Annotated in this window: 21 protein-coding genes and 1 pseudogene; 15 read left to right on the forward strand and 7 right to left on the reverse strand. The window is 70.6% G+C overall.

Features of this window, described 5'->3' with window-relative positions; genetic code table 11:
• The first annotated feature begins 44 nt into the window (after positions 1-44).
• The 4 genes and pseudogenes from hmgA to BM430_RS04170 form a co-directional block, all read left to right on the forward strand.
• Positions 45-1,406: a homogentisate 1,2-dioxygenase gene (gene hmgA, locus BM430_RS04150; RefSeq protein WP_093565701.1), complete on the forward strand. Its 1,362-nt coding sequence runs from the start codon at positions 45-47 to the stop codon at positions 1,404-1,406.
• Entirely contained in the window at positions 1,406-2,716 is a 1,311-nt protein-coding gene (fahA, locus tag BM430_RS04155) for a fumarylacetoacetase (RefSeq protein WP_093565703.1), read from the forward strand. The genes hmgA and fahA overlap by 1 nt, the downstream gene beginning before the upstream one ends.
• Complete coding sequence (gene maiA / locus BM430_RS04160) at positions 2,713-3,348, forward strand: maleylacetoacetate isomerase (protein WP_093565705.1); 636 nt, start codon at positions 2,713-2,715, stop codon at positions 3,346-3,348. The genes fahA and maiA overlap by 4 nt, the downstream gene beginning before the upstream one ends.
• Positions 3,349-3,810: 462 nt before the next feature.
• Positions 3,811-4,293, forward strand: a pseudogene (locus tag BM430_RS04170) (FAD-binding protein); the annotation flags it as partial.
• Positions 4,294-5,410: 1,117 nt separating this feature from the next.
• On the opposite strand, the gene BM430_RS04175 reads toward BM430_RS04170, so the two are convergent.
• A complete protein-coding gene (locus BM430_RS04175; protein ID WP_348273071.1) occupies positions 5,411-6,625 on the reverse strand; it encodes a replication initiator protein A in 1,215 nt (404 codons plus the stop codon).
• A gap of 449 nt (positions 6,626-7,074) precedes the next feature.
• Between BM430_RS04175 and BM430_RS04180 the strand changes: the two genes are divergently transcribed.
• From BM430_RS04180 to BM430_RS04230, 11 genes are all read left to right on the forward strand, one after another.
• Positions 7,075-7,734, forward strand: a complete 660-nt coding sequence (locus BM430_RS04180; protein WP_244539308.1) for a TetR/AcrR family transcriptional regulator — start codon at positions 7,075-7,077, stop codon at positions 7,732-7,734.
• Positions 7,731-8,531: an ABC transporter ATP-binding protein gene (locus tag BM430_RS04185; protein WP_244539309.1), complete on the forward strand. Its 801-nt coding sequence runs from the start codon at positions 7,731-7,733 to the stop codon at positions 8,529-8,531. The genes BM430_RS04180 and BM430_RS04185 overlap by 4 nt, the downstream gene beginning before the upstream one ends.
• Entirely contained in the window at positions 8,531-9,286 is a 756-nt protein-coding gene (locus BM430_RS04190) for an ABC transporter ATP-binding protein (protein ID WP_177302938.1), read from the forward strand. Before BM430_RS04185 ends, BM430_RS04190 begins: the two co-directional genes overlap by 1 nt.
• A gap of 260 nt (positions 9,287-9,546) precedes the next feature.
• A complete protein-coding gene (locus BM430_RS04195) occupies positions 9,547-10,737 on the forward strand; it encodes an ABC transporter substrate-binding protein (RefSeq protein WP_093565709.1) in 1,191 nt (396 codons plus the stop codon).
• Positions 10,738-10,739: 2 nt separating this feature from the next.
• Positions 10,740-11,603 (forward strand): branched-chain amino acid ABC transporter permease, encoded by an 864-nt coding sequence (locus tag BM430_RS04200; RefSeq protein ID WP_093565711.1) that lies wholly within the window; start codon positions 10,740-10,742, stop codon positions 11,601-11,603.
• A 4-nt stretch (positions 11,604-11,607) separates the two neighbouring features.
• Positions 11,608-12,507: a branched-chain amino acid ABC transporter permease gene (locus BM430_RS04205; protein ID WP_093565713.1), complete on the forward strand. Its 900-nt coding sequence runs from the start codon at positions 11,608-11,610 to the stop codon at positions 12,505-12,507.
• A complete protein-coding gene (locus tag BM430_RS04210) occupies positions 12,504-12,992 on the forward strand; it encodes a GAF domain-containing protein (protein WP_093565715.1) in 489 nt (162 codons plus the stop codon). The genes BM430_RS04205 and BM430_RS04210 overlap by 4 nt, the downstream gene beginning before the upstream one ends.
• 371 nt (positions 12,993-13,363) lie before the next feature.
• Positions 13,364-14,587 carry a plasmid partitioning protein RepA gene (repA, locus tag BM430_RS04215; RefSeq protein ID WP_093565717.1) on the forward strand — a complete coding sequence of 408 codons (1,224 nt, stop codon included), beginning with the start codon at positions 13,364-13,366 and terminating at the stop codon, positions 14,585-14,587.
• Positions 14,584-15,597, forward strand: coding sequence for a plasmid partitioning protein RepB (repB, locus tag BM430_RS04220; RefSeq protein WP_093565719.1), 1,014 nt, complete (start codon positions 14,584-14,586; stop codon positions 15,595-15,597). The genes repA and repB overlap by 4 nt, the downstream gene beginning before the upstream one ends.
• Before the next feature lie 706 nt (positions 15,598-16,303).
• On the forward strand, positions 16,304-16,567 hold the full coding sequence (locus BM430_RS04225) for a type II toxin-antitoxin system RelE/ParE family toxin (protein ID WP_244539310.1): 264 nt from the start codon (positions 16,304-16,306) through the stop codon (positions 16,565-16,567).
• A 9-nt stretch (positions 16,568-16,576) separates the two neighbouring features.
• Positions 16,577-16,876 (forward strand): helix-turn-helix domain-containing protein, encoded by a 300-nt coding sequence (locus BM430_RS04230; RefSeq protein WP_093565723.1) that lies wholly within the window; start codon positions 16,577-16,579, stop codon positions 16,874-16,876.
• Positions 16,877-17,183: 307 nt separating this feature from the next.
• Here the strand turns inward: BM430_RS04230 and BM430_RS04235 are convergent, their stop codons facing one another.
• The 6 genes from BM430_RS04235 to BM430_RS04260 form a co-directional block, all read right to left on the reverse strand.
• The gene (locus BM430_RS04235) at positions 17,184-18,866 is read right to left on the reverse strand and encodes a dipeptide ABC transporter ATP-binding protein (RefSeq protein WP_093565725.1); all 1,683 of its coding nucleotides are present in this window, start codon (positions 18,864-18,866) and stop codon (positions 17,184-17,186) included.
• Positions 18,839-19,678: an ABC transporter permease gene (locus BM430_RS04240; RefSeq protein WP_093565727.1), complete on the reverse strand. Its 840-nt coding sequence runs from the start codon at positions 19,676-19,678 to the stop codon at positions 18,839-18,841. Before BM430_RS04240 ends, BM430_RS04235 begins: the two co-directional genes overlap by 28 nt.
• Complete coding sequence (locus BM430_RS04245; RefSeq protein ID WP_093565729.1) at positions 19,675-20,682, reverse strand: ABC transporter permease; 1,008 nt, start codon at positions 20,680-20,682, stop codon at positions 19,675-19,677. Before BM430_RS04245 ends, BM430_RS04240 begins: the two co-directional genes overlap by 4 nt.
• A 291-nt stretch (positions 20,683-20,973) precedes the next feature.
• A complete protein-coding gene (locus tag BM430_RS04250; RefSeq protein ID WP_093565731.1) occupies positions 20,974-22,599 on the reverse strand; it encodes an ABC transporter substrate-binding protein in 1,626 nt (541 codons plus the stop codon).
• A gap of 295 nt (positions 22,600-22,894) precedes the next feature.
• Positions 22,895-24,064, reverse strand: a complete 1,170-nt coding sequence (locus BM430_RS04255) for an acyl-CoA dehydrogenase family protein (RefSeq protein ID WP_093565733.1) — start codon at positions 24,062-24,064, stop codon at positions 22,895-22,897.
• Complete coding sequence (locus BM430_RS04260) at positions 24,057-25,181, reverse strand: LLM class flavin-dependent oxidoreductase (RefSeq protein ID WP_093565735.1); 1,125 nt, start codon at positions 25,179-25,181, stop codon at positions 24,057-24,059. The genes BM430_RS04255 and BM430_RS04260 overlap by 8 nt, the downstream gene beginning before the upstream one ends.
• Between the last annotated feature and the right edge of the window lie 135 nt (positions 25,182-25,316).

Below are 25,316 nucleotides of genomic sequence, written 5' to 3' on the forward strand. Positions count from 1 at the left end.
CCCGCTCAGCTCTTGGATCATCTTACGGCATGGGAGACCCATCCATGAACCAGCAGACCCGCCCCGCTCCGGCCGGCGAACCCGCCGCGCGGCAGATCCATCCGGGCTACCTGTCGGGCTTCGGCAACGGCTTCGAGACCGAGGCCCTGCCCGGGGCGCTTCCGGTCGGCCGCAACTCCCCCCAGAAGTGCCCCTACGGTCTGTATGCCGAGCAGATCTCCGGCTCGCCCTTCACCGCGCCCCGCACCACCAACGAGCGCTCCTGGCTCTACCGCATCCGCCCGACCGTGATGCACTGGGGCGCGTTCCGGAAGGTCGAGACCCGCTTCTGGCTCACCGCCCCGGCGCAAGCCCCCGACCTGCCGCCGGCACCTTTACGCTGGGACCCCATCCCGATTCCGACGGAGCCGCTCTCCTTCGTCGAGGGCCTCCGCACCATGACGACGGCCGGCGATGCCGGGGCCCAAGCCGGGATGGGCGCGCATCTCTACCTCGCCACCCGCTCGATGCAGGACGAGTATTTCTACAACGCCGACGGCGAGATGCTGGTCGTGCCGCAACAGGGCGCTCTCCGCTTCCGCACGGAGTTCGGGGTGATCGCGGTCGAGCCCGGCGAGATCGTGGTGATCCCCCGCGGCGTGAAGTTCGCCGTGGACCTGCTCGGCGGCCCGGCCCGGGGCTACGTCTGCGAGAATTACGGCGGCGCCTTCACCCTGCCGGAGCGGGGGCCGATCGGCGCCAACTGCCTCGCCAACCAGCGCGACTTCCTCACGCCGGTGGCCTCTTACGAGGACCGCGACGCGCCCGGCACGATGCTGGTGAAGTGGGGCGGGAATCTCTGGGCGGCCGAGATCGCCCACTCGCCCCTCGACGTGGTCGCCTGGCACGGCAATTACGCGCCCTACAAGTACGACCTCAGGAAATTCTCGCCGGTCGGCCCGATCCTGTTCGACCATGCCGACCCCTCGATCTTCACGGTGCTGACCTCGCCCTCCGAGACGCCCGGCACCGCCAACATCGACTTCGTGATCTTCTCCGACCGCTGGCTGGTGGCGGAGAACACCTTCCGGCCGCCGTGGTACCACCTCAACGTGATGAGCGAGTTCATGGGGCTGGTCTACGGAGTCTACGACGCCAAGACCGGCGGCGGCTTCCAGCCGGGCGGCGCCTCTCTGCACAACACGCTCCTGCCACACGGGCCGGACGTCGACGCCTTCGAGAAGGCCTCGACCGTGGAGCTGAAGCCCCACAAGCTGGAAGGCACGCTCGCCTTCATGTTCGAGACGCGGTTCCCCCAGAAGGTCAGCCGCTTCGCCGCTGAGACCCCGGCGTTGCAGAAGGACTACGGGACTTACGGGCGCAAGCTCGCCAAGCACTTCGATCCCACCCGGCCCGAGGCCCGCTGATGACGATTCTCGACCAGACGCACGACGCGGCCCTGCGCTCCTGGGTCCCGGGGGCCGACGGGCATCCCGATTTCCCGATCCAGAACCTGCCGCTCGGGGTGTTCTCGCCCGCGGGCGGCGCTCCGCGGGCCGGAATCGCGATCGGCGACCACATCCTCGACCTGACGGCGCTGCTCGCCACCGGCCTGCTCCAGGGCGAAGCGGCGCGCGCCGCCGAGGCCGCCGGGGGCGGCGCCCTCAACGCCCTCCTCGCCCTCGGGGCGGGACCGCGCCGGGCCCTGCGGGCGCAGGCGTCGGAGTTGCTGCGCGAAGGCGCGGCCGAACGCGACCGGATCGCGCCGCTCCTGCACGAAGCGAGCGCCTGCACCCTGCACCTGCCGGCCCGGATCGGCGACTACACCGACTTCTACGTCGGCATCCACCACGCCGAGAATATCGGCAAGCAGTTCCGGCCCGACAATCCGCTGCTGCCGAACTACAAGCACGTGCCGATCGGCTATCACGGCCGCGCCTCCTCGATCCGGCCCTCCGGCACCCCGGTGCGCCGGCCGCGCGGCCAGTCGAAGGCGCCGGACGCAGCCGCGCCGAGCTTCGGCCCCTCCGCCCGCCTCGACCTCGAACTCGAGCTCGGGGTGTGGATCGGCCCCGGCAACGAGCTCGGCACGCCGATCCCGATCGGCGAGGCGCAGGACCACATCGCCGGCTACTGCCTGCTCAACGACTGGTCGGCGCGGGACATCCAGGCCTGGGAGTACCAGCCGCTCGGGCCCTTCCTCGCCAAGAACTTCGCCTCGACGATCTCGCCCTGGATCGTCACCCCGGAGGCCCTGGCGCCGTTCCGCATCGCGCCAGCCGCGCGGCCGGAGGGCGATCCGGCGCCCCTCCCCTACCTCCTCGACGAGGCCGACCAGGGGAGCGGCGCCCTCGACCTCAGCCTCGACGTGCTGCTGGTGACCCCGGGCCTGCGCGAGGCCGGCCTTCCCCCGCACCGGGTCTCGGCCTCGAACGCCCGGCACATGTACTGGACGGTTGGACAGATGGTGGCCCACCACGCCAGCGGCGGCTGCAACCTGCAGCCGGGCGACCTCTTGGGGACGGGCACGATCTCCGGGCCGGACCGCACCGCCTGCGGCAGCCTGGTCGAGGCGACGCTCGGGGGCCGGGAGCCGCTGCGCCTCGCCTCGGGTGAGGAGCGCCGGTTCCTGGAGGACGGCGACGAGATCATCCTGCGGGCCCGCGGCCTCCGCGAGGGTTTCGCCCCGATCGGCTTCGGCGAGTGCCGGGCGGTCATCCTTGGGGCGGTCGCATGAAGCTCTACGGCTACTGGCGCTCGACCTCGTCCTACCGCCTGCGCATCGCGCTGGCGCTCAAGGGCGTGACCCCGGACCAGATCCCGGTGCACCTCGTGCGCAACGGCGGCGAGCACCGGAGCGAGGCCTACCGGCGGATCAACCCGCAGGCGCGCGTGCCGAGCCTCGCCCTCGACGACGGCAGCGTGCTGATCCAGTCCCCGGCGATCATCGAGTACCTGGAGGAAGTCTTTCCCGATCCGCCGCTCCTGCCGGCGGACCCGGTCGCACGGGCGCGGGTGCGGGCCGTGGCGGCGATCATCGGCTGCGACATCCATCCGCTGCACAATGTCGGGCCGCTCAACCACCTGCGGCGCGATTTCGGCCAGTCCGAGGAGGCGGTCTCGGCCTGGATCGGGCGCTGGATCTCGGAGGGCTTCGCGGCGGTCGAGGCGCTGATCGACGACGAGGGGTATTGCTTCGGCCCTGAGCCGGGCCTCGCCGACGTCTACCTGGTGCCGCAGGTCTACGCCGCCCGCCGCTTCGCCGTCCCGCTGGAGGCGTTTCCACGGATCGCCCGCGCTGCGGCGCTCGCCGAGGCGCATCCGGCCTTCCAGGCCGCCCACCCCTCGCGCCAGCCCGACGCCGAATAGTCCGGGGGATGCCCCGCGCGGTCCCGACGGCCCTTTCCCGGTCAGCCCTCGGCCCGCGCGGCGCGGCGGGGGGCTCGGCCGCGGCCTCCGTCGCGCCCGCGCGGTAGCCGAGCCGGGCGGAGATCTCCTGGCCGAAGGCGCGGGCCCGCGCCACGGTGGGGCTCGCCTGGCCGAGATCGACCGCGCTCTCGGGGCCGATCAGGGTGAGGGCGCATTGGAGCTGGCCGGTATGGTCGAAGATCGGCACCGCGATCGCGTTGATACCGGGAACCGGACTGCCGGCGGTGGTCGAGCAGCCCTCGATCCGGATCCGCTCGGCGGCTGTCGCGAGGGCGGGCAGCGAGGTCGGCACGCCGATGCCGCGCCCCTGCGATCCGGCGCGCAGCTCGGCCTCGACCAGCGGCGCGACGATGCGCGGCGAACAGGCGGCCCGTCGCCGTTCCCGTGAGCGTGTAGACGCCCATCCGCTCCGGCTACCTGAAGACCGGCCGGACCCTCGCCGAGCTCGCCCGCAACGCCGGCATCGACGCGGCCGGCCTGGAGGAGACGGTCGCGGCCTCGAATCGCGACGTGCAGGGCGGGGAGGACCGGGCCTTCGGCAAGGGCTCGACGGCCTATAACCGCTTCAACGGCGATCCGGACTTCACGCCCAACCCGTGCCTTGCGCCGATCGCGACCGGGCCGTTCTACGCCGTCGAGGTGGTGGTGGGCGATCTCGGCACCTTCGCGGGTTTGCGCTCCGATGGTCACGCCCGCGTCCTCGACCGGGCCGGCCGCCCGATCCCGGGCCTCTACGCCGCCGGCAACGACATGGCGAGCATCATGGGCGGCAACTATCCGGGCGGCGGCATCACCCTCGGTCCGGCGCTCACCTTCGGCTACATCGCCGGTCGCCACCTTGCCGGGGACGCCGCCCTCGCGCCGGCCCGGCCGGATGCGGCGTGACGAGGGGTCTGTTCGACCAAGGACGAGGCGCACCTTCCGGTTTTCCTGTAAGAGCCTGTTCGATTGCCGAGTAGATTTTGTCCCACCCATGACCTCATCCTGAGGTGCGAACGAAGTGAGCCTCGGAGGCCTCCGGAACTCTCCGCGATTCCTGGATGCCTCCTTCGAGGCCGCTGCACGGCACCTCAGGATGAGGTCGTGGATGGGATAAAATCTGCCCATCAGCCAAACAGGCACTCAGAAGCTGTTTGGCTTGCCCAACGCTGCCAAACCCACCGGGTCATTCCGGGGGCGCGCAGCGGAGCCCGGTATCCGGACGCTCAGGTGGACGAGGACGAAGCGGGATGCCTTTCGCGCGATCCTGAACCTTCCGCGGTTCTGGATTCCGGGCTCCGCTGCGCGGCCCCGGAATGACAGGCAGGCTGTCGATTCTGGGGGCTTCGATGGAATAGGGCCTCACCGGCACGCCAACCCTCGCTCTCGCTCGAATCCAGTTCCGGCCGAGGAACGTGGGAGGGCGGCGGCGGGTTCGCGTGAACCTGGCAGTTATCCACGGCGCAAAGCAGCGCGCGGCCGCCTTGCGGTTCACGACGATCGACGCTGCCTCGCTCCGATCGACGCCATCGACGATAGCGAATCGTGATTCCGGAAAGCCTGTCTTGTCTGGCACATTCGTCTTGCGGTTGCGAGTCGAAGGCGCGACGGATCGAAATACGCTGCCTTCTTCGTCTTCTGAAGATTCGAAAAATCTGTCAGCCGAAGGCGTTTCAAGAATCTGTTTCTATAGTTTTGATTCTAGGTTTTAGGTCTGCGGGGCCCCCTCAAGCCCCTGGCGGTTAAGGTAATTTTTAGAATCCAGGAGTCCCAAGTACGGCGCTGCCGGATCGATCTACGCCGCCGACAGAATGATGTACGGCGCGCCTGGGAGCGATGTACGCCGGAATCCGACTTATCCACAGTTGTCCACAGGCCCGGTTTTTGTCACGCGGGGGGCGGACCGATGTACGGCCCCTGGCAAAACAGGAGGCCCCCCGATTCGCTTTTTGGCAAAGCCGGGCGGACCGAAATACGGGGGTTTTGGCAGTCCCCTCCCCGTCCGCCTCGCCGCCCGGTTTTGTCACGGATCGGCGGACCCATGTACGGCCGATTTGTCATTGGTCCGGTTCACCATGCGCAACACCGGCTCGCGCTCGCCGTCGATGATGCTGAGGTCGTAATCCGGCAGGGGCACCGCCGCCTCGACGATCTCCTTGATCGCCTGACGGAACTTGTGCTTGGGCAGCTTCGAGCCGCTGCGCTTGTGCAGCTCGGTCATGCCGTAGCGCGCCTCCGTCTGCCCGGCGGCCTTGCGCGCCAGCCGGTACAGGAACTTGGCGATCGGCCGGGTGATCAGGAAGTAGTCCGGGTTCAGCGTCAGGATCGACGGCTTGCCGTCCGGCTTGACGACGCCCTCGTAGACCCAGTCCGGGATGTCGATCTCGACCTGGTCGATGCGGTCGGCGCTGGTGCGCGACACCACCTTGTAGCGGCCGATCAGCGGGAACGCCTCGGTCTCGCGCCGGCGCGTCTTCGCCCGGTCGCTCGACAGGTTGGTGATCTTGATCCGCGTCGCCTGGAGGCGGTCGAGCGCGCGCTCGAGGTCCTCGTACTGCTTGCCGCCGAGCTCGCGCCGGCAGAACTTCAGGATCTCGGACGCCGCCGGGCGGTAGGTCCGGGGCGGCAGCGACGGGCGCAACCCCTTCGAATCGTCGATCCGGTACTGCCGCGTCTGGTCCGCCAGGTGCGAGATCATGTTGATGACGATGTCGTAGTCGTAGGCCGTGGCGAGCCCGACCTCGGCGCCGCCCTCCACCGTGATGACCGAATCCTTCAATTCGTAGCGGATCACCCCCTCCCCCGTCGTCTTCGACAGGGCGAAGGGCGCGATGTCCATCAGGTTCATGTCGTCCTTGATCGGGGCGTCATGGACGGTCGGCACGAAGAACGCCATCTGGGCGTCGTCGATCGGCGGCGGGCGGACGAGGGCGCGCGGCTGGCGCGGCACCTCGTGCTCGATGATCTTGGCGACCTCCTCGGAGCGGATCGCCTCGGCCAGGATCGTGAGGGATTTCCGGAGCGGCTCCCCCTCCTCGAATTCGGCCAGCTTCAGGTCCGCGAAGGAGCGCCGGCTGTAGAAGCGCCGGATGCGGCTGAGCCCGTCCTTCGTCAGGGGGACGAATGGGTCGCCGCGCAGGTGCGCGACCTGCTGGGCGATGCCTTGCAGGTATTCGTTCTTCTCGTGCAGCGAGAGTTGGGCGAACTCCTCGCGCGTCTTGAGATGCAGCTTCGCCATCGGCACACCAGTTCCTCAAGCGCTACCATAGCACGGCATCGCCTTGCGTAGTCGTCTCGCCCGGTCCCGCTTCGTGGTCGCACCGGCCTTTCCCCGGAATCGTATCGCGCGCCGTGGCGCATGGGTCGAACTCCGCCGCCCGATAGCCCCGGTCGATCCGGCGGTGTCGAATCCCCCTCCCCTCTCGATCGGCGGGCCCGGCGGCTTCGAACGGGCCAGCCCGTTCCAGACACGCAGCGTCATCCCGGAGCTCGGCGAAACCGAGAACCCGGGATGACGTCGAGAGGTGTCGGCGCGGGGGCCGGGTCGACCGACGCGACTGCCGGCCCGGACGCCCCGCCGGCAGGCACGCTGCCGCAAAAATAAACAAGCAACGATGTATAAACATACTTGCATGTTTGTTTATGCCGGACGATGCTGACCCGAGGTGAGCGCAGGAGCCGCTGGACATGGCCGAGGCCCGCAAGCGCCGGACGCAGCAGGAGCGGTCGGCCGAGACAATCGACGCCATCCTGAACGCGACGATCGACCTGCTCTTTGAGCGCGGCTTCTACCGCACGTCGGCGACCGATATTGCGGAACGGGCCGGCGTCTCGCGCGGCGCGCTGAACCACCACTTCGCCTCGAAGGAAGACGTCGTCGTCTCGGCGATCCGGCACCAGCTGCAGGCGAGCACCGCCCGGCTGCATGTGATGGCGCGGACCATCCGCGAGCGCGGCGGCTCGACCGACGAGGTCGTCGACTTCATCTGGTCGCTCATGACCGACCGGCTGTACTTCGTGACCATGGAGTACCTGCCGGAGGTCCGGCACAACCCGGACTTCAAGGACAAGGTCGTCGTCGTCGTCAAGGAGTTCCACGCCGGCCTGGAGGCGATCTGGTCCGTGCTGGCGGAGCAGTTCGGCACCGACGTCGTGCGCACCGCGACGATGATGAACGCCACGATGTGCACCGTGCGCGGCATGATCGCCCAGTCGGCGAGCAAGGACGACGCCCGGTACTTCGACGATCTTCTGAACTACTGCAAGGAGCAGGTCGCCCGTGAGATCGACAGGATGAAGCCCGCCTCCGAGCCGTCCCGGCGGCACAGCGTCGGAGGCCGGTCGTGACCCGCCCTGCCCTTTCGAAACCCGCCCCCTCGGACTCCGTCGCCCTGTCGGTCCGCGACGTGAAGCTCTCCTTCGGCGGGTTGCGCGCCCTCGATGGCGTCAGCTTCGACGTCGCGCCGGGCCGGGTGACCGGGCTCGTCGGCCCGAACGGCGCCGGCAAGACGACGCTCTTCAACGTCGTCTCCGGCCTCCATCGGGCGCAGTCGGGTGCGATCACCTATGCGGGCCGGCGCATCGAGGGCGAGAGCCCGCACCGCATCACGCAGGCCGGCCTGGTGCGCACCTTCCAGATCGCCCGCGGCTTCCCCGCCCTCACGGTGTTCGAGCACCTGATGGTCTACGGCGTGCGCCAGCCCGGCGAGAGCCTGATGACCGCGATCCTCGGCTCCGCCGCCGCGCGCCGGCGCGAGGCGGAACTGGCCGAGACGGCGCTCGCGGTCGCCCGCCGCCTGCGCCTGTCGCACGTCATCGACAACCGGGTGACCGACCTGTCGGGCGGCCAGAAGAAGCTCCTGGAGATCGGGCGCGCGCTGATGGCCGAGCCCGGCATGATCCTGTTCGACGAGCCGGCCGCCGGGGTGAACCCGACGCTCGCCGAGGAGATCGGCGACGAGCTGCTGGCGCTCGCGGCCGAGGGGATGACCGTCCTGCTCATCGAGCACGACATGGCGCTGATCGAGCGCCTGTGCCGCCACGTCGTCGTCATGGCCCGCGGGCGCACCCTGGCGGAAGGGACGTTCGACGAGGTTCGCGAGAACCGCGAGGTCCAGGACGCCTATCTCGGAGGGCGGCGCTGATGCTGCTGGAGGCCCACAACCTCGTCGGCGGCTACCCGTCGGCCGAGCAGATCGTGAAGGGCGTCGCTCTCTCGGCCGATGCGGGCGAGCTCGTGACGATCATCGGCCCGAACGGAGCGGGCAAGTCGACGGCGCTCAAGCTCGTCTCCGGCCTGCTCCGGCCCGCCTCGGGCACCGTCCGGCTCGCCGGGCAGGACATGGCCGGGCGCTCGCCCCAGGCGCTCGCCCGTGCCGGGCTCGGCTTCGTGCCGCAGGAGCGCAACGTCTTCGCCTCGCTCACCGTGGCAGAGAATCTCGACATGGGCTGCCTCTTCGCCCCCCGCGAGACCAAGGCCCGGGCGGAAGAGGCATTCGCGCGCTTCCCCGTCCTCGCCGAGAAGCGGCGGGCGGCGGCCGGCACCCTGTCGGGCGGGCAGCGGCAGATCCTCGCCATGGCGATGGCCCTGATGGCGCGGCCGACCGCGCTCCTCCTCGACGAGCCGACGGCGGGCCTCAGCCCGGCGGCGGCCCACGATCTCTTCGCCACCATCCGGGCCATCGCCCGCGACGGGCTCGCGGTGCTGATGGTCGAGCAGAACGCCCTCGAGGCGCTCGCGATCTCCGACCGCGCCACCGTGCTGGTCGACGGGCGCAACCACCTCGACGGCCCGGCATCCGCGGTCGCCGACGACCCCGACATCCGCCGCCTCTTCCTCGGTGGCCGCTCCTCGAAACCCACCACCCCGTCCGCCTCACCCCCCGTCCAGGACGTCTGAAACGAAGTGGAAGGAGATCCGGGATCCAGCGCGAAAAGTCGTGAAGCGTCCTTGTGTCGACAACGGTGCAACATTCAGAGCCGCTTCGCGGCACGTCTCTCCTGGATCCCGGATCTCCTTCCGCTGACGCTCCAGTCGTCCGGGAAAGGGGAGCGTTACGACAAAAGTTTGCTGGCAAGACAGGCCAGTCTTCGCTGCCGCGCTTTGACGGAAGCCAAGCACAACCCATCCCTGAACACCTGACAAGTGAGCCAAGAACCATGATCGCTCGTCGCACATTCCTCGGATCAAGCCTCGCGCTCGCCGGCACGCTCGCCATGCCGGCTGCCTCGCGCGCCCAGTCGGGTCCGATCCGCATCGGCACCCTCACCCCGCTGACCGGCGCCGGCGGCGCCTACGGGCCCGTCATGGCGAACGTCGCCAAGCGCGCGGCCGAGGAGATCAACAAGGCCGGCGGCGTCAACGGCCGCGAGCTCCTGGTCGTCTCCGAGGACGACCAGACCAATCCCGAGGCGGGCCTGCGCGCCGCCCGCAAGCTGATCGACGTCGACAAGGTCGCGGCGATCATCGGCACCTGGGCCTCCTCGGTCACCACCGCGGTGGCGCCGGTCTGTTGGGAATCCGGCACTTTCCTGGCGACGGTCTCGGGTGCCGATTCGATCACGCTCCTGCCGCATCGCGGCTTCCTGGTGCGCACCCAGCCGAACACCACCCTGCAGGGCCGCAAGTTCGGCGAGTTCGCGCTCGAGAGCGGCGCCAAGACCGTCGCCTTCCTGTCCCCGCAGACCCCGTTCACCGACAGCCAGTACGCCGAGATCACCAAGGTGGTGACGGCGGCCGGCGGCAAGACCTCGAAGCTGATCTACGACGACAAGAAGACCACCCTGCGCACCGAGGTCGATTCGGTGCTCAGGACCAAGCCCGACGCGATCGTGATGGGCGGCTACACCACCGACACCGCCGTGCTCGTGCGCGACCTCTACCGCGCGAGCTACCGCGGCAAGCTCCTGGGCTTCGGCTACGCGGTCAACAAGCAGCTCGTCGAGGCGCTGCCGCCCGACGTGAGCGAGGGCATCCTGACCCTCTCGCCCTCGGCTGCGGCGGAATCGAATGGCTACAGGCACGTCGCGCGCCTGGCTGGCGTCGAGACGCCCGACACCTATAGCTGCCAGGTCTACGACCAGCTCAACCTCGTGGCGATGGCGCTCGGGCTCGGCCGCGGCGACACCGGCAGCGTGATCAAGGCCAACATCCGCTCCGTGTCGCAGGGCGGCGGCGAGCGCGTCGACAACGCGGTCGACGGCCTCAAGCTCGTCGCCGCCGGCAAGACGATCGATTATGACGGCGCCTCCGGCCCTTGCGACTTCACCGAGACCGGCGACGTCGCCGACGCCAAGTTCCGCTACGAGCAGGTCCGCGGCGGCAAGATCACCCTGATCAAGATCGCCTGACCATGGAGGCCCTCCTCCAGACCCTCGTGAACGGGCTCGTGGCGGGATCGCTCCTCGCGGTCCCGGCCTTGGGGTTCAGCGCGATCTTCGCGGTGCTGCGCTTCCCCAACTTCGCCGTCGGCGCGCTCGCGACGGCGGGCGCCTACGGCGCCTGGCTCGCCAATACGAGCCTCGGGGCGCCGGTCGCCCTGGCGATCGTCGTCGGCTTCGTCGTCGCGGGCCTCGTCGGCGTCGCGGTCGAGGTCGCGGCGCTCGACCGGCTCGGGCGGGCCGGTCCCCTGATGAAGGCGATCGGCTCGCTCGCCGCCGGCATGCTGCTGGAGAACGTCATCCGCTTCGCCTTCGGCAACGACCTCAAGGCGTTCGACCTGCCGCTCGCCCGCGACATCGTCGTCGGGCCGATCCGGATCGGCCCGCAGCAGCTCGCGAGCGTCGGATTCGCGCTCGCCGCGATGGCGGCTTTCTGGGCCTTCCTGTCGCTCTCGAGCCTCGGCCGGTCGATGCGGGCGGTCGCCGACAACCCGGACCTCGCCCGGCTCAAGGGCGTCGACCCGACCCGCGTCGCGCTCGTGACGGTGTTCCTCGGCGCGGGTCTCTGCGGCGTCGGCGGCACCCTCGTCGGGCTCGACGCCTCGCTCGATCCGCTGACCGGCGGGCGCGTGCTGCTCTCGGTCTTCGCGGCCGCTGTGGTCGGCGGCCTCGGCAGCATCCCGGGCGCGGTCGCCGGCGCCTTCCTGATCGGGATCACCGAGGAGATGTCCTCGCTCGCCCTCGCGCCCGCCTACCGGCTGGCCGTCAGCTTCGCGGTGATCTTCCTCGTCCTCAGCTTCCGGCCCTCGGGCCTCCTCGGCCGGGCCGTGCAGTGACGCGATGCTGACCTACCTCCTCTTCGCCCTCGTCATCGGGTCGATCTACGCGCTCCTGGCGCAGAGCCTGATGCTGTCCTGGGGGCTCGCGGGCCTCGTCAATCTCGGGCTCGCCGGCCTCTTCGCGCTCGGCGCCTACGCCTCGGCCATGGCGACGACCTGGGGTCACGCGCCGATCCCCGCAGGCGTCGTCCTCGCGATGGTGGTCGGCGGCGCCGTCGGCCTCGTCGTCTGCTTCTCGACGCTCAAGCTGCGGGACGACTACCTCGCCATCGTGACGCTGGGCTTCGCCGAGGTGGTGCGGGTCGTGGCCTCGAACGAGGTCTGGCTCACCGGTGGGACCGACGGCATCCCGGGCGTGCCCGTGATGGTGCCGCGCGACCTCGGCCTCGGCTTCCATGCCGGCACGCTCGCCATCGTGCTGGCGGCGGTCGCCCTCGTCTACGCGCTCCAACGCCGCCTGCTCGCCGCGCCCTGGGGCCGGACGTTGCGGGCGATCCGCGAGGACCAGATCGTGGCCTCGGTCGCCGGCAAGAGCACCGTGCGCTTCAAGGCCCAGGCCTTCTGCATCGCCTCCGCGATCGCGGCACTCGCCGGCGCGCTCTACGGCCACTACACCAGCTACGTCGCGCCGGACCAGTTCCAGCCGCTGGTCACGATCTACATCTTCCTCGCGGTGACCGCCGGCGGCAACGCCCGCCCGGCCGGCGCGGTGATCGGCGCCTACGCCCTCGTCGCCTTCCTGGAATCGACGCGCTTCGTGGCCGAGCTGGTGCCGGGCCTCGCCCCCGTCCAGGCGGCTTCCTTGCGCGAGATCATCGTCGGCCTCGGCCTCCTCCTCGTCCTCAGCGTGCGGCCGAACGGCATCCTGCCGGAGCGGTCCCAGAAGGCACCCGCCCGATGAACGATCGGCTCGATCCCCTCGCCCCCATCGCCGAGACCCTGGCACGGGACGCGCGTCCCGAGGCGGCCTTCGCGGCCGTCGAGGGCGCGCTCCAGACCCTCCTCGGCCACCGGCTCTTCACCGTGCTCCTGTGCCGGCCCAGCGACGAGGTCGAGCGGGCCTACTCGTCGGATCCGGCCAACTATCCCCTCGGCGGGCGCAAGCGCTTCGCGTCGACGCCCTGGGGCGAGCTGGTGCTCAAGCGCCGCCAGCCCTTCCTCGGGCCCGACCGCGCGGCGCTCCGCTGGGCCTATGCCGACCACGCCCTCATCGAGAGCCTCGGGCTCGGCAGCGCCATGAATGTCTGCGTCGAGCACGGCGGCGACCTCCTCGCCGTGCTCGCCCTCCTCCACGAGGAGGGCCATTTCCACGATCCGCGCCAAGTCGCGACCGTGCGGGCGGTGACGCCGTTCCTGATCCCGGCCCTGCATGCGCTGCGCGGCTGACCTCTCTCGGGGTCATCCCGGGGCTCGGCGAAGCCGAGAACCCGGGATCCATAACCGCTGACGCTTCAGAAAGAGGCGGACGGCGTTCCGCTTTATCCTGAAAGGTCAGCGGTTATGGATCCCGGGTTCCGCTGCGCGGCCCCGGGATGACGCGGTGGGCTTCAAGCCGGTCGGCCCACGCGACTATCCGCTGATCCGCGATCCGGACGCCCGCCTTCGGCATTCCGGACAAAGCGCGGTCCGACCGCCTTCGCATCGAAGCTTGCGCGGGGCTTACGCCCGCCTCGACCCCTCACCCTAAGCCCGTCCCAACATCTCGTTTACGGTGTTATGGTGAATCCCGCCGTTTCACCGTGAACGAGGCAGGGTCGATGAATCAGTACGTCCAGCCGGGCGGGCCGCTGGCGCCGAGCCAGATCGCGGGCCACGACGCCCAGATCCTGGGCGCCAAGCTCCGCGAGATCGCCTCCGTGGTCTTCTCGCCGGCCGAGGCCAAGACGCTGCGCCGGTTCACCTCGGGCGAGGTCGCGCGCATCCTCGGGGTGACCGACAGCCGGATCCGGCAGCTCCCCCCTGCCCTCCTGGTCTCCGAGCCCGAGGTCGCGCCCGGCGGACGCCGGCTCTTCACCCTCGCCGACATCCACGCGCTCCGCGCCCATCTCGACGAGATCGACCGCGTCGGCCGGCGCTACATCCCGCACCGCGATCCCGCCAAGGGCGAGCACCTCCAGGTCATCGCGTGCGTGAACTTCAAGGGCGGCTCGGGCAAGACCACGACCTCGGCCCATCTCGCCCAGTCGCTGGTCCTTCGCGGCTACCGGGTGCTCGCCATCGACCTCGACCCTCAGGCCAGCCTCTCCACCCTGCTCGGGGTCCGGCCCGAGAACGAGCGCGAGCCCTACCCCACCATCTACGACGCGATCCGCTACGGCGACCAGCGCCGCCCGCTCGACGCGGTGATCCGCCAGACCTACTTCACCGGCCTCGACCTTGTGGCGGCGGACCTGGAGCTGGAGGTCTTCGAGTTCGAGGCGCCGATGCATTCCGCCCGGCGCAAGGCCAACGACCCGGAGCCGCCGTTCTTCGCCCGGATGGGCCTCGCCCTGACCGAGGTGGCGGACCGCTACGACGTCGTGGTGATCGATTGCCCGCCGCGCCTCGGCTACCTGACGATCGCGGCGCTCTGCGCGGCGACCGCGCTCCTCATCACCATCCACCCGCAGATGCTCGACGTGTCGAGCATGCGCCAGTTCCTGACCATGATGGACGAGATCATGGAGCCGGTGCGCGAGCAGGGCGCTGCCCCGACGCATGACTGGTTCCGCTATCTCGTCACCCGCTTCGAGCCCCAGGACACGCCGCAGACCGAGGTGGTGGCGATGCTGCGCGGCCTGTTCGGCGAGCGCGTCCTGACGAAGGCGATGCTGCAATCGGCGGCGGTCTCGAATTCCGGCCTGCGCGGCCAGACCGTCTACGAGACGCCCCTGCGGCGCGACGAGGTCACGGGATCGACCTACCGCCGGGCGCTGGACGCCCTCGACGCGGTCAACGGGGAGATCGAATCGCTCATCACCCGCGCCTGGGGCCGCAAATGAACCAGAAGAAGCGCCTCAGCGCGATCATGGGCACGCCGGTCCAGCCCGACGCCCCGCATCCCGCCTCGCCTGAGACATCAACGGGTTACACCCCTGTAGCAGGTGCTACGCCGCCTAGCCCTGTCCCGGAGAAGCGCCCGGCGGCGGCCCGCTCGATGGCCGCGATGTGGGCCGCGTCCCGGCCCGCTCTCCCTGAGGCCGACGGCGCGGTGATCGAGCTCGATCCCGACCTGTGCCTGCCCTCGTCCATCGCCGACCGGGTGCCCGACGTCACGGACCGCGCCTTCGACGCCTTCGTCGCGCAGATCCGCGAGGAGGGCCAGCATACGCCGATCCTGGTGCGGCGGCACCCCAGGGAGGGCGGCCGCTACGAGATCGCCTACGGGCGCCGCCGGACGCGGGCGGCCAAGGCTCTCGGCCAGCCGGTCCGGGCCGTGGTGCGCGAGCTCAGCGACGCCGAGCTCGTCGTCGCGCAGGGGTCGGAGAACCTGGCGCGGGAGGACCTGTCCTACATCGAGCGGGCGCATTTCGCCCGCAACATGGAGCAGGCCGGCCTCTCCCGGGAGGTGATCCTCCGGGCCATGGGCGTGCACCGGCCTGACCTCGCCAACTACCTCTCGGTGGCCGAGGCGATTCCCGCTCCCGTGCTCGCCGCGATCGGGCCGGCGCCGAAGGTCGGGCGCCCCCGTTGGCTGACGCTGGCCGACCGGATCAAGGGCGCGACCCCGCAGCAGGTCGAGGCCGCGCTTGCCGCCCCGGAGCTCGCCGGCAAGGCTTCGGACGAGCGCTTCGCGGTGATCCTGGCCGCGCTCGCCGCTCCGCCGCCGCGCAAGGCGAAGCCGCGGGCTGAGACGGTCAAGGATGCGAGGGGCGTGAAGTTCGCCCGCATCGAGCGCAGCGCCGACGGCATGCGCGTGACCCTCGACGAGAAGGCGGAGCCGGGCTTCGCCGATTACCTCGCCGAGCGCCTGCCGGAGATGCTCGCCGCGTATCGGCAGGGCAGGGGCTGAACGGGCCCGCCGGTGAGAGGAAGGCGTTCCGGAGGCCGCCGAGGCTCCGGTCGGCGAGGTTGCCGCGCTCTTCGTCGAACGCCACCGGGCGGCCATCGTCGAGACCTTTGACGCCGACCGCTCCCTGCGGGCGGCGACGTCGATCAAGGATCGCGTGCATGGGTCGATCGGCCTCTGCGAAGTCCCCCGGTCAGATTTCGCGACCGGGCGTTGCCGGCGACCGAGTACAGTGTCGAATTGGGCACCGCGATCCACGGCGGCGGCGAGGTCGGGAAGGCGGTGGTCGCCGGCCGGCCGAACCTCGCTTGCGTACCGCGCCGTGCCGCAGGGGCGGTACCGCGTCGGCCGGACGTCCTGCGCCGGTTGCATCCGGGAGGAGGGGGCTCGCTCGGGCTGCCGCCGCCGTGGGACGGTAAGCACCGCATCGACTCGACGCTCTCCGCCCCAGACATTGCGCAGGCGGGCCGGTCAGACCCCCCACTTCGTCGCTACGGCCCGGGAGGCGATGTCGCACGCTTCCGTGCACGGCCTTCCGGCGTGGCGCAACGGCTCGACAGGGGGCTGAACGACGATCGAAGCGGATCGGAGTTCGGGCACCCATATACGTCGTTGACGTATATGCGCCAATGACGCATCTTTCGATATGTCCGACGAATTGTGGACCGTCATAGAGACCGAAGTGTACCTTCGCACGGCCGAGAGGCTGATGACCGACGCTGAGCGGGCGACTGTCGTCGATTTCGTTGCGGCCAATCCGCAGGCCGGAGATGTGATCCCGGGAGTCGGCGGCCTGCGAAAGGTGCGTGTTCCGCTGGCCGGCCGCGGCAAGCGGGGAGGGGCCCGGGTCATATCATGCTTCGTCAGCCAGCGCGGCGTCTACCTGCTCCTCGCCTACGCGAAGAACGAGCAGGCCAACCTGACTCCGGAGCAGGCCCGTACCCTGGTCCGGCTAGTCTCAGCCCTGTCCTGAGGAGGCACCATGGACGACGCCTTGTTCAACGACTTGACCCGCAGCCTGAAGCAGGCCGCCGCTCATGCCCGCGGCGAGATCGTACCGGGCTTGCGTGTCCACGTCCCGCGTGAGGTCGACGTGGCGGCCATCCGCAAGGCGACCGATCTGTCTCAAGACGTGTTCGCCGCGCGGATCGGTGTCGCTGTCGGTACTCTGCGGAACTGGGAGCAGGGGCGCCGCAGACCCGAGGGACCTGCGCGCGTGCTTTTGGCGCTCTTGGAGAAGAACCCGCGGCTCGTCGAAGAGACGCTCGGAGCGCAGGAGTGACCACGCCGATATCGTCTGGTCCGACGCTCTCATGAAGGAGTGGCTTGAACCCTCGCGTCGTCCTGGGAGAAGTCGTCGCCCGAAACATCGCTGACGTGCAGATCGGCGTCCTTCGGCGTATCCGGTGGACACGTTACCGCTCCCCGATGTCTCTGCCGGTTAGGATGGCGGCGAGGCGCTTCAAAGAACGACGGTGGGTTGAGTGGGTGCTCGCCGTGACGACGGGCGGCAGTGACGCGGGCCGTTGCACCGCCGACGCTCGACCCGCAACGGGTCGGAAGGCGACGGCGCAACGGCCCGTGCGGCCTCACGCCACGAGCGGCTCCCCCATTCCGCTCCGAACCCCGCGCCCGGCGAGTCCCCCCGGCACCGCCTCCAGCAGCGCCGCGGTATAGGCATGGCGCGGGCGGCCGAAGACGTCCGGAACGGCGCCGTCCTCGACGATGCGCCCGCGATGCATCACCGAGACGGTGTGGGCGAGCTGCCGCACCAGCGCGAGGTCGTGGGAGACGAAGACGTAGGTCAACCCGAGATCCGCCTGCAGGCCGAGCAGCACCTCGACGATGTCGGCCTGGACGCCGACGTCGAGGGCCGAGGTCGGCTCGTCGAGCACGATCACCTCGGGCGCGAGCACCAGCGCCCGGGCGATCGCCACCCGCTGGCGCTGGCCGCCCGACAGGGCGTCCGGCCGGCGCGCGAGCAGGTGGGGTTTCAACCCGACATCGGCCATCACCGCGCGGGTCCGTTCCGCCCGCTCGGCCCAGGTGCCGAGGCCGTAGCGGTCGAGGGGCTCGCGCACCAAAGCCTCGACGCTCCAGGTCGGATCGAGGGAGGTGTACGGGTTCTGGTAGACGAGCTGGAGCTGGCGGCGCACGCCCCGCAATGCCGCGGGCGAGCGGCCGGTCACCTCCTGGTCGGTGATGTCCTGGCTGGCGACCCGGATCGAGCCGGCATCCGGCGTCTCGAGGCCGAGCAGCAGCCGGATCGTCGTCGTCTTGCCCGAGCCGGATTCGCCGACCAGCGCGTGGGTGGTCCCGGCCGGCACGCGGAACGAGACGCCGTCGACGGCCGTCGTGACCCGGCCGCCGGTGCGGAAGGTCTTGGTCACGGCGCTGACGGCGACTTTCGGGACGGCCTCGCGCCGCCGGAACCCGGCCTCGCGCAAGGTCCCGTAGCGGTCGGGGTTGAGGCTCGGCACGTCGGCGTGGAGCTTCCGCGCATAGGCCGAGGCGGGGGCGGCGAACACCGTCGCGGTGCGGCCCGCCTCCTGCACCGCGCCGTCCTTGAGCACCACCAGGGTGTCGGCGCGCTCGGCCGCGATGGCGAGGTCGTGGGTGATGAGGAGAAGCCCGATGCCGCGCTCCTCCCGCAGCCGCGACAGGAGATCGAGGATCCGCCTCTGCACCGTGACGTCGAGGGCCGAGGTGGGCTCGTCGGCCACCAGCAGGGCAGGGCGCGGCAGGATCGCGAGGCCGATCAGCACCCGCTGGAGCATGCCGCCGGAGAGCTGGTGCGGATACGACTCGTAGACCCGCCGCGGCTCGTCGAGCCCGACCGCCGCGAAGGTCTCGAGGATCAGGGCCGTGCGGCGGGCCCGGTTCCGTTCGTCGAGGAGCGCGGCCGCCTCCTCTCCTTGCGCACCGATGGTGCGGACCGGGTTCAGCGCGTTGCCGGGATCCTGCGGCACGAAGCCGATCGCCCGGCCCCGCAGCGGCCGGAACCGGCGCTCGGAGAGCCCCAGCACCTCGCGGCCCTCGATCGCGACCCGGCCGGTGGCGCGCCCGCTGCCGGGGAGGAGCCGCAGCACCGCCCGGGCGATGGTCGACTTGCCCGAGCCGGATTCGCCGATCAGCGCGAGGCTGCCGGCCCGCTCGATCGCGAACCCGACGCCCGCCACGACCGGCTGGCGGCCATAGGCGACCGACAGGTCCTCGACGCGGAGCAGGGGCGTGTGGGGAGCGATCACGGTCGATCCGTCCGGCGGAGCCATCGGCTGATCCTGTTGAGCGAGAGGACGGCGGCGACCGTGACGAGGGCCGGCGCGTAGACCAGCCACGGCCATTTGAGGTAGTCCTTGCCGGTGGCGATCAGCAGGCCCCAGTCGGAGGCCGGCGGCGGGTCGCCGTAGCCCAGGAAGGCGAGGCCGGCGATCACCAGGATCGACAGGCCGACCTGCAGCACCGCGAGCGCCAGCACCGAGCGCGAGGCGTTCGGCAGCACGTGGCGCCACAGGACGTGCCAGCGCGAGCCGCCCTGCAGGAACGCCGCCTCGACGAAGGTCGCCTGCCGGGTCTTGATGACCTCCGCCCGCATCACCCGGGCGAAGACCGCCACCGCCGAGATGCCCGTCGCGATGGCAGTGTTGACGGTATCGAAGCCGAGCGCCGTGACGACGATGATCGCGAGCAGGAAGCGCGGGATCGCCAGCAGGACGTCGACGAGGCGGGCGAGCAGCGCGTCGACGAGGCCGCCGAAGAAGCCCGCGACGAGCCCGATCAGCCCGCCGGCCAAGACACCGATGCCGACCGCGACGAGCGCGCTCGTCACCGAGGAGGCGGTGCCGTGGACGATGCGGGCGTAGAGGTCGCGGCCGAGATGGTCGGTGCCGAACCAGTGCGCGGCGCTCGGGCCCGTGAGCTTGTGGGCCGGGATGCCGCGGGCCGGGTCGTAGGCGGTGAACAGGCCCGGGGCGAGCGACCAGGCGAGCACTAGCGCGAGGACCGCCAGCGCCAGGATCACGCTCGGCGGCGGCCGCCGCAGGGCCGCGAGGCGCGGGATGGCGGGGAGCGAGGCGGCGCTCATCCGGTCACCGTGCGCAGGGCAGGGGAGGGGGCCTCAGCGGCCGCCGCGGGCCCGCGGGCCGTGGCGCCGGCGAGCGTCAGCCGCGGGTCGAGCAGCGGGGTGACGAGATCGGCCGCGAGGTTGACGAGAACGAAGACCAGGGCGGCCAGCGCCACCACGGCTTGCAGCACCGGCAGGTCCTGCGCCGCCGCCGAGCGCTGCACCAGGCTGCCGATCCCGTTGCGCCCGAACACCGCCTCGGTGACGAGGGAGCCGCCGAGCAGCTCGCCGACCGTGAGCGCGATGACGGTGACGACCGGCAGCGCGGACGGCTTGAGGAGATGGTGCCCAAACAGCCGCGCCGGCGAGAGGCCGCGGCTCCTCGCGACCGCGGCGTAGTCCTGGGACGCCTCGTGGTCGAGATTGGCGATCAGCACCGCGGCGATCTGGGCCGAGACCGGGATGCCGAGGGCGATGGCGGCGAACAGGGTCGCCCAGGCGCTGTCGGGCTCGATCACCCGGAACAGGCCGAGCTGGAAGCCGAAGGCGTGGATCAGCGCGAGGCCGATGACGAAGTTCGGCACCGACAGGCACAGCGACGGCACGGCCCGCAAGGCGTCCCCGATCCGCCCCGGGACGAACTGCGTGCCGAAAGCCACCGCGAAGGCAAGCCCGAGCGCCACGGCGAGGCCCGAGGAGGCGAGGACCAGCGTCGAGGGCAGCGCCTCGGCGATCAGGACCGCCACCGGCCGGCTGGAGCGCATCGACAGCCCGAAATCCCCGGTGAGGAAGTGGGTCAGCGAGGTCCAGAGCTGGACGGCGAGCGGCCGGTCGAGCCCCTGCGCGGCGATGATCGCCCGGATCTGCTCCTCGCTGAAGCCGTTCTGGGGATCGCGCAGGACGTTGGTGACCGGATCGCCCGGCAGGATGCTGACGACCACGAAGGTGAACAGGTAGGCGAGCAGGATCACCGCGGCGGCCTGCGCGAGGCGCTTGCCGGCGTAGATCAGGTAGGGGTGAGTCATGGGGTATCGTCTCGCGCTCGAAAGACGTCGATCGTATTCGGAGGGGTGCGCCGGTCGAGCCACCGGACGCGTTGACGATTCTCCATGTCATCCCGGGGCTCGCCGGAGGCGAGAACCCGGGATCCATAACCGCCGACGCGGGAGAATGAGGCGAAGCGCGTTCCGCTTCGTCCTGGACCGTCGGCGGTTATGGATCCCGGGTTCCGCTGCGCGGCCCCAGGATGACGATGGAGGGATTCATGTCTGCCGGTTAGGACTGAATTGACCGGCTCATCCCGTGCCGGCGGCCGCCTACTCGCCCTTCGTCGCCGTATAGTAGCTGGCATATGCGATGCCGTTATACGTCGTGCCCTTCAGCTTCGGCGACTGCACGTAGATGCGCTGGACGATCTGGGTGCGCGGGATGAAGTAGCCCTGGTCGAGGACGTAACGCTGCAACTCGTCGAGCAGCGGATCGCGCTCCGCGATCGTCCTCGCGCCGGCGATCCGGTCGCGCAGGTCGTTGATCCGGGGATCGCTGTCGCCGAGCGCGAACCAGTTCTCGCCGCGATCGGCGTCGGTGAGGATGCTCGCCACCGTGCCGGCGTCGATGAAGCTGCGCGTCACCTCGTAGGCCGGCACCGCCGGGCCGCCGAACTGCACCTTCTGGCCGAAGGTCACGACGTCGTAGGTGCGCAGATCGACCTTCCAGCCGAGTCGGCCGAGCTGCTGGGCGATCAGCTCGTCGACCGCCTTCGCGGTCGCCAGATAGGGGTTGGAATAGAGCGTCAGCGTCAGCGGCTTGCCGCCCTTGAGGCGGATCCCGCCGCGGCCCTTGATCCAGCCCGCCTCGTCGAGGAGTCGCGCGGCCTTGTCCGGATCGTAGGCGAGGCGCGCGCTCTGGTCGGTCGCGCCGGGCACGTTGCCCTGGATGAAGGAGGTCGCGAGCTTCCAGTCCGGGGTGTAGACGGTGTCGATGATCTCCTGGCGGTCGATCGCCGCCTGGAGCGCCCGGCGCACCCGCACGTCGTCGAAAGGAGCGAGCTTGGTGTTGATCGCCCAGCCGTTGACGAAGCCGAGATAGCGCGGCGTCGCGACCGTCAGGCCGGCCTGCTTGAGCGCCTGCAGCTCCTGCGGCGAGGCGTTGTAGGCGACGTCGGCCTGGCCCGACTGGACGGCGGCGACCCGCAGCGAGGGCTCGGTCACCACCTTGTAGGTGATCGAGTTGACGCTCGCCGGTCCGGTCCGGCCGACCGCCGCGGGGCCCCAGGCGTAGTCCTCGCGCCGGACCAGCCGGACGAAGTCGCCCTCCTTCCAGTCGGCGACGACGAAGGGACCGCTGCCGGCGGTCCGGGCGAGATCCGACTGCTCGGTCGCGGGCCGCGCCAGGGTCTTGGGCGAGATCAGGATCGAGCCGTGATAGCCGAGCGTCGGGATGAAGCCGAGGGTCGGGGCCTTGAAGACCACCTTCACGGTGCGCGCGTCGAGCGCCTCGGCGCGCGCGTAGGCCTTCGGGAACAGGCCGATCGGGTTGATGCCCTCCTTGATCCGGCCGGCGTGCCAGATGTCGAGGTTGGCGACGACGGCGCCTGCGTCGACCGGCGTGCCGTCGGAGAAGGTCGCCCCCTCGCGCAGATGCAGGATGAACTCGGTCGCGTCCGCGTTCTGCTCCCAGCCCTTGGCGAGCCAGGGGCTGATCCTGCCCTCGGCGTCGACGTAGACGAGCTTGTCGGCGACGTGGCCCCAGACATGGCCCTGGAAGCTCGAGATCGACGAGTTGTTCGGGATCCAGGTCGGCCCGAGCGAATCGATCAGGAAGACGACGTCGCCGCCCCGGCGCGGCTCGCCGACCGCGAGGGCGGGGAGGGCACCGGCAAGGGTGAGCGCGGCGGCAGCCGCCAGCAGCGCGCGGCGCGGCGGGAGACGATGGTCGGTCATCGTGAGATCCTGGAATTCTGATCGATGTCGTTGATAGTATTCATGGGGCGAACGCGGGTCGTATCCGACCCGCGGCATCGACCGATCTGGACCGCGGATCGACATATCTCTCCGTCATCCCGGGGCTCGACGAAGTCGAGAACCCGGGATTCATAACCGCTGGCGCTGCCGACCATGCCGATCGGCCTTCCGCTCGGTCCTGAAACGTCAGCGGTTATGGATCCCGGGTTCCGCTTTCGCGGCCCCGGGATGACGCGGAGGGTTCGACCCCGCGCAGCCAGGGCGTCGTCGCCGGCTACGCCGCCGGCCGCCGGTCCGGCCGCGCGGCCTCGGCGACGGCCGCGAAGGCGCCCCGGCCGAGGAGCGCGATCACCGTGTCCTCCTGCGGCGCGTGGACCAGTACCGACTGGACATCGCGAAAATGCCGCTCCAGGCCGGTGTCCCGGCTCAGGCCCGGATTGCCGAGCGCGCCGACGGCGAGCTGCACCGCCTGTTTGATCTGCCGGCCGGCGAGGAGCCGGGCGCGCAGGAGCGTGCCGGGTGCGTCCGACGCGTGGTCGAGGGCGCTCAGGATGATCTGGCGCGCGCCGCCGACCAGGAGGTCGATCTCGCCGGCGAGCGCGACGAACCGCTCGGTGCGGGCCACCGGATAGCCGAGATTGGCCGGGACCCTTTCCTCGGCGAAGGCCAGGAAGGCGTCCCGGGCCGCCTCGGCGACGCCGAGATAGAGGGCGGTGACCACGAGGGCGAGGGCCGCCTGGGCGCGGTTGTCCTGGCCGGCGATGTCGGCGGGGGCGAGCCCGAACACGTCCTCGGCGCCGACCTCGACCTCGTCGAGGACGACGTCGTGCGAGCCGCTCGCCCGCAGGCCCAGGCTCGCCCAGCTCTCGACGATGCGCAGGCCCGGGGCGCCGCCCGGCACCACGAAGGTGCCGACCCGCTGCGGAATCTCGTCGGTGCCCGCCCAGACGAGGATGTAGGACAGGCCCTCGCAGCCGGTGACGAAGCGCTTGGTGCCGCTGATCGCCCAGCCGCGCGCGGTCCGGCGGGCGCGGGTCCGCGGCAGGCCGCCCCGCGCCGGGGAGCCGAGCTCGGGCTCGCCCCGCGCGGCGTTGAGGAGCACCGGGCCGCGCCCTGCCTCCGCCAGGACGCGCCGGTAGAGCGCCTCCGGCCACAGGCCCCCGATCGCCTGCTGGCGATGGGTCAGCAGCGTCATCAGGCTGATGAGGGCGACGGAGGGGTCGCCACGCCCGAGGGCGGCGGCGAGCCGGGCGAGGTCGCCGAGGGGGAGGTCGCGGCCGCCGTAGCGCGCCGCCACGCTCGCTTCGAGGAGGCCGGCCTCGTGGACCGCCCGGATGCCCTCGCGCGGGAAGGTCCCGGCGGCGTCGGCGCTAGGCGCCGCGGCGGCGAGCCGGGCGACGGTGCCCGACAGGTCGAGGCCGGCGACGAGGAGGTCGTCACGCATAGGCGCGGATTTCTTCGCGGTTCTCGCCGAGGGTCTCGGCGGCACGCTGCCTGAGCCCGTCGCGGACGAGGGGGAGCACGGAGCGGCCGTAATCGATCGCGTCGTTGAGGTTGTCGTAGCCGCGGATCGAGATCAGCTCGGCGCCGAGATCGACGTAGTCGAGGATCGCGTCGGCGACCGTCCGCGGCGAGCCGACGAGGGCGGTCGAGGCGCCGGCGGCATTGGTCGCCGTGACCGTCGGGTACCACAGGGCGCGGTCGTGGACGTCGCCGCGGGCCGCGATGGCGAGCAGGCGCTGCGAGCCGACATTGGCCGGACGCCCCGCCGTCACCGGCACGCGGCCGAGACCCTTGGCCCGGTTGGCGGTGAGCGCGTCGAGGATGCGGTGCGCCTTCGCCCAGGCGAGTTCGTCGGTCTCGGCGACGATCGGCCGGAAGGTGACCCAGATGCGCGGCCGGTCGGTGCGGCCGGCCCGGGCCGCCTCGGCGTGGATGCGCGCGATCTGCTCCCGTGTCTCGGCGAGGGGCTCACCCCAGAGCCCGAAGATGTCGGCCTGCGCGCCGCCGATGCGGTAGGCCGCGTCGGACGAGCCGCCGACCGAGACCGGAATGGTGCCGGCGACCGGCCGGACCGCGCTGCGGAACTGCGTGAAGCGGTAATACGCGCCGTCGAAATCGAACGGCTCGGCGGAGGTCCAGGCCCGGCGCAGGATGCGGATGTATTCGTCGAGCCGGGCGTAGCGCTCCTCCTTGCCGAGGAAATCGCCCTCGCTCGCCTGCTCGGCGTCGCTGCCGCCGGCGATGAAATGCACGACGACCCGCCCGCCGCTCAGCTGGTCGAGGGTGGCGAGCGCCTTCGCGGCCACCGTCGGGTAGAGCGTGTTCGGCCGCAGCGCGACGATGATCTTGAGGCGCCGGGTCTGCGCCGCGATCGTCGCGCCGATCGTGAACGGATCGAAGGACGAGGACGCGTAGGGGACGAGAGTGTAGTCGAACCCGTAATCGTCGAGCGTACGGGCGTAGCGCGCAAGGTAAGCGGGATCGATCGCTGGATCCCGCATTGGATCGATCTCGGTCGACGGATTCGGGAACGTCATGCTGATGAATTCGGTCGCCACGTCCGCCCCATGATCCTGCTGGCCGTCTTCAGGATAGTACGGTGGGGCGGGTCCAGGCGTAAGACATGGTCTTTCCTTTTGCGATCCACGCAAGGAAAGCTTTTCCAAATTTCATGAGGCTGGGGGATGGAAGCG

It is taken from the genome of Methylobacterium sp. 174MFSha1.1 (genome assembly GCF_900116815.1).
GTDB lineage: Bacteria > Pseudomonadota > Alphaproteobacteria > Rhizobiales > Beijerinckiaceae > Methylobacterium.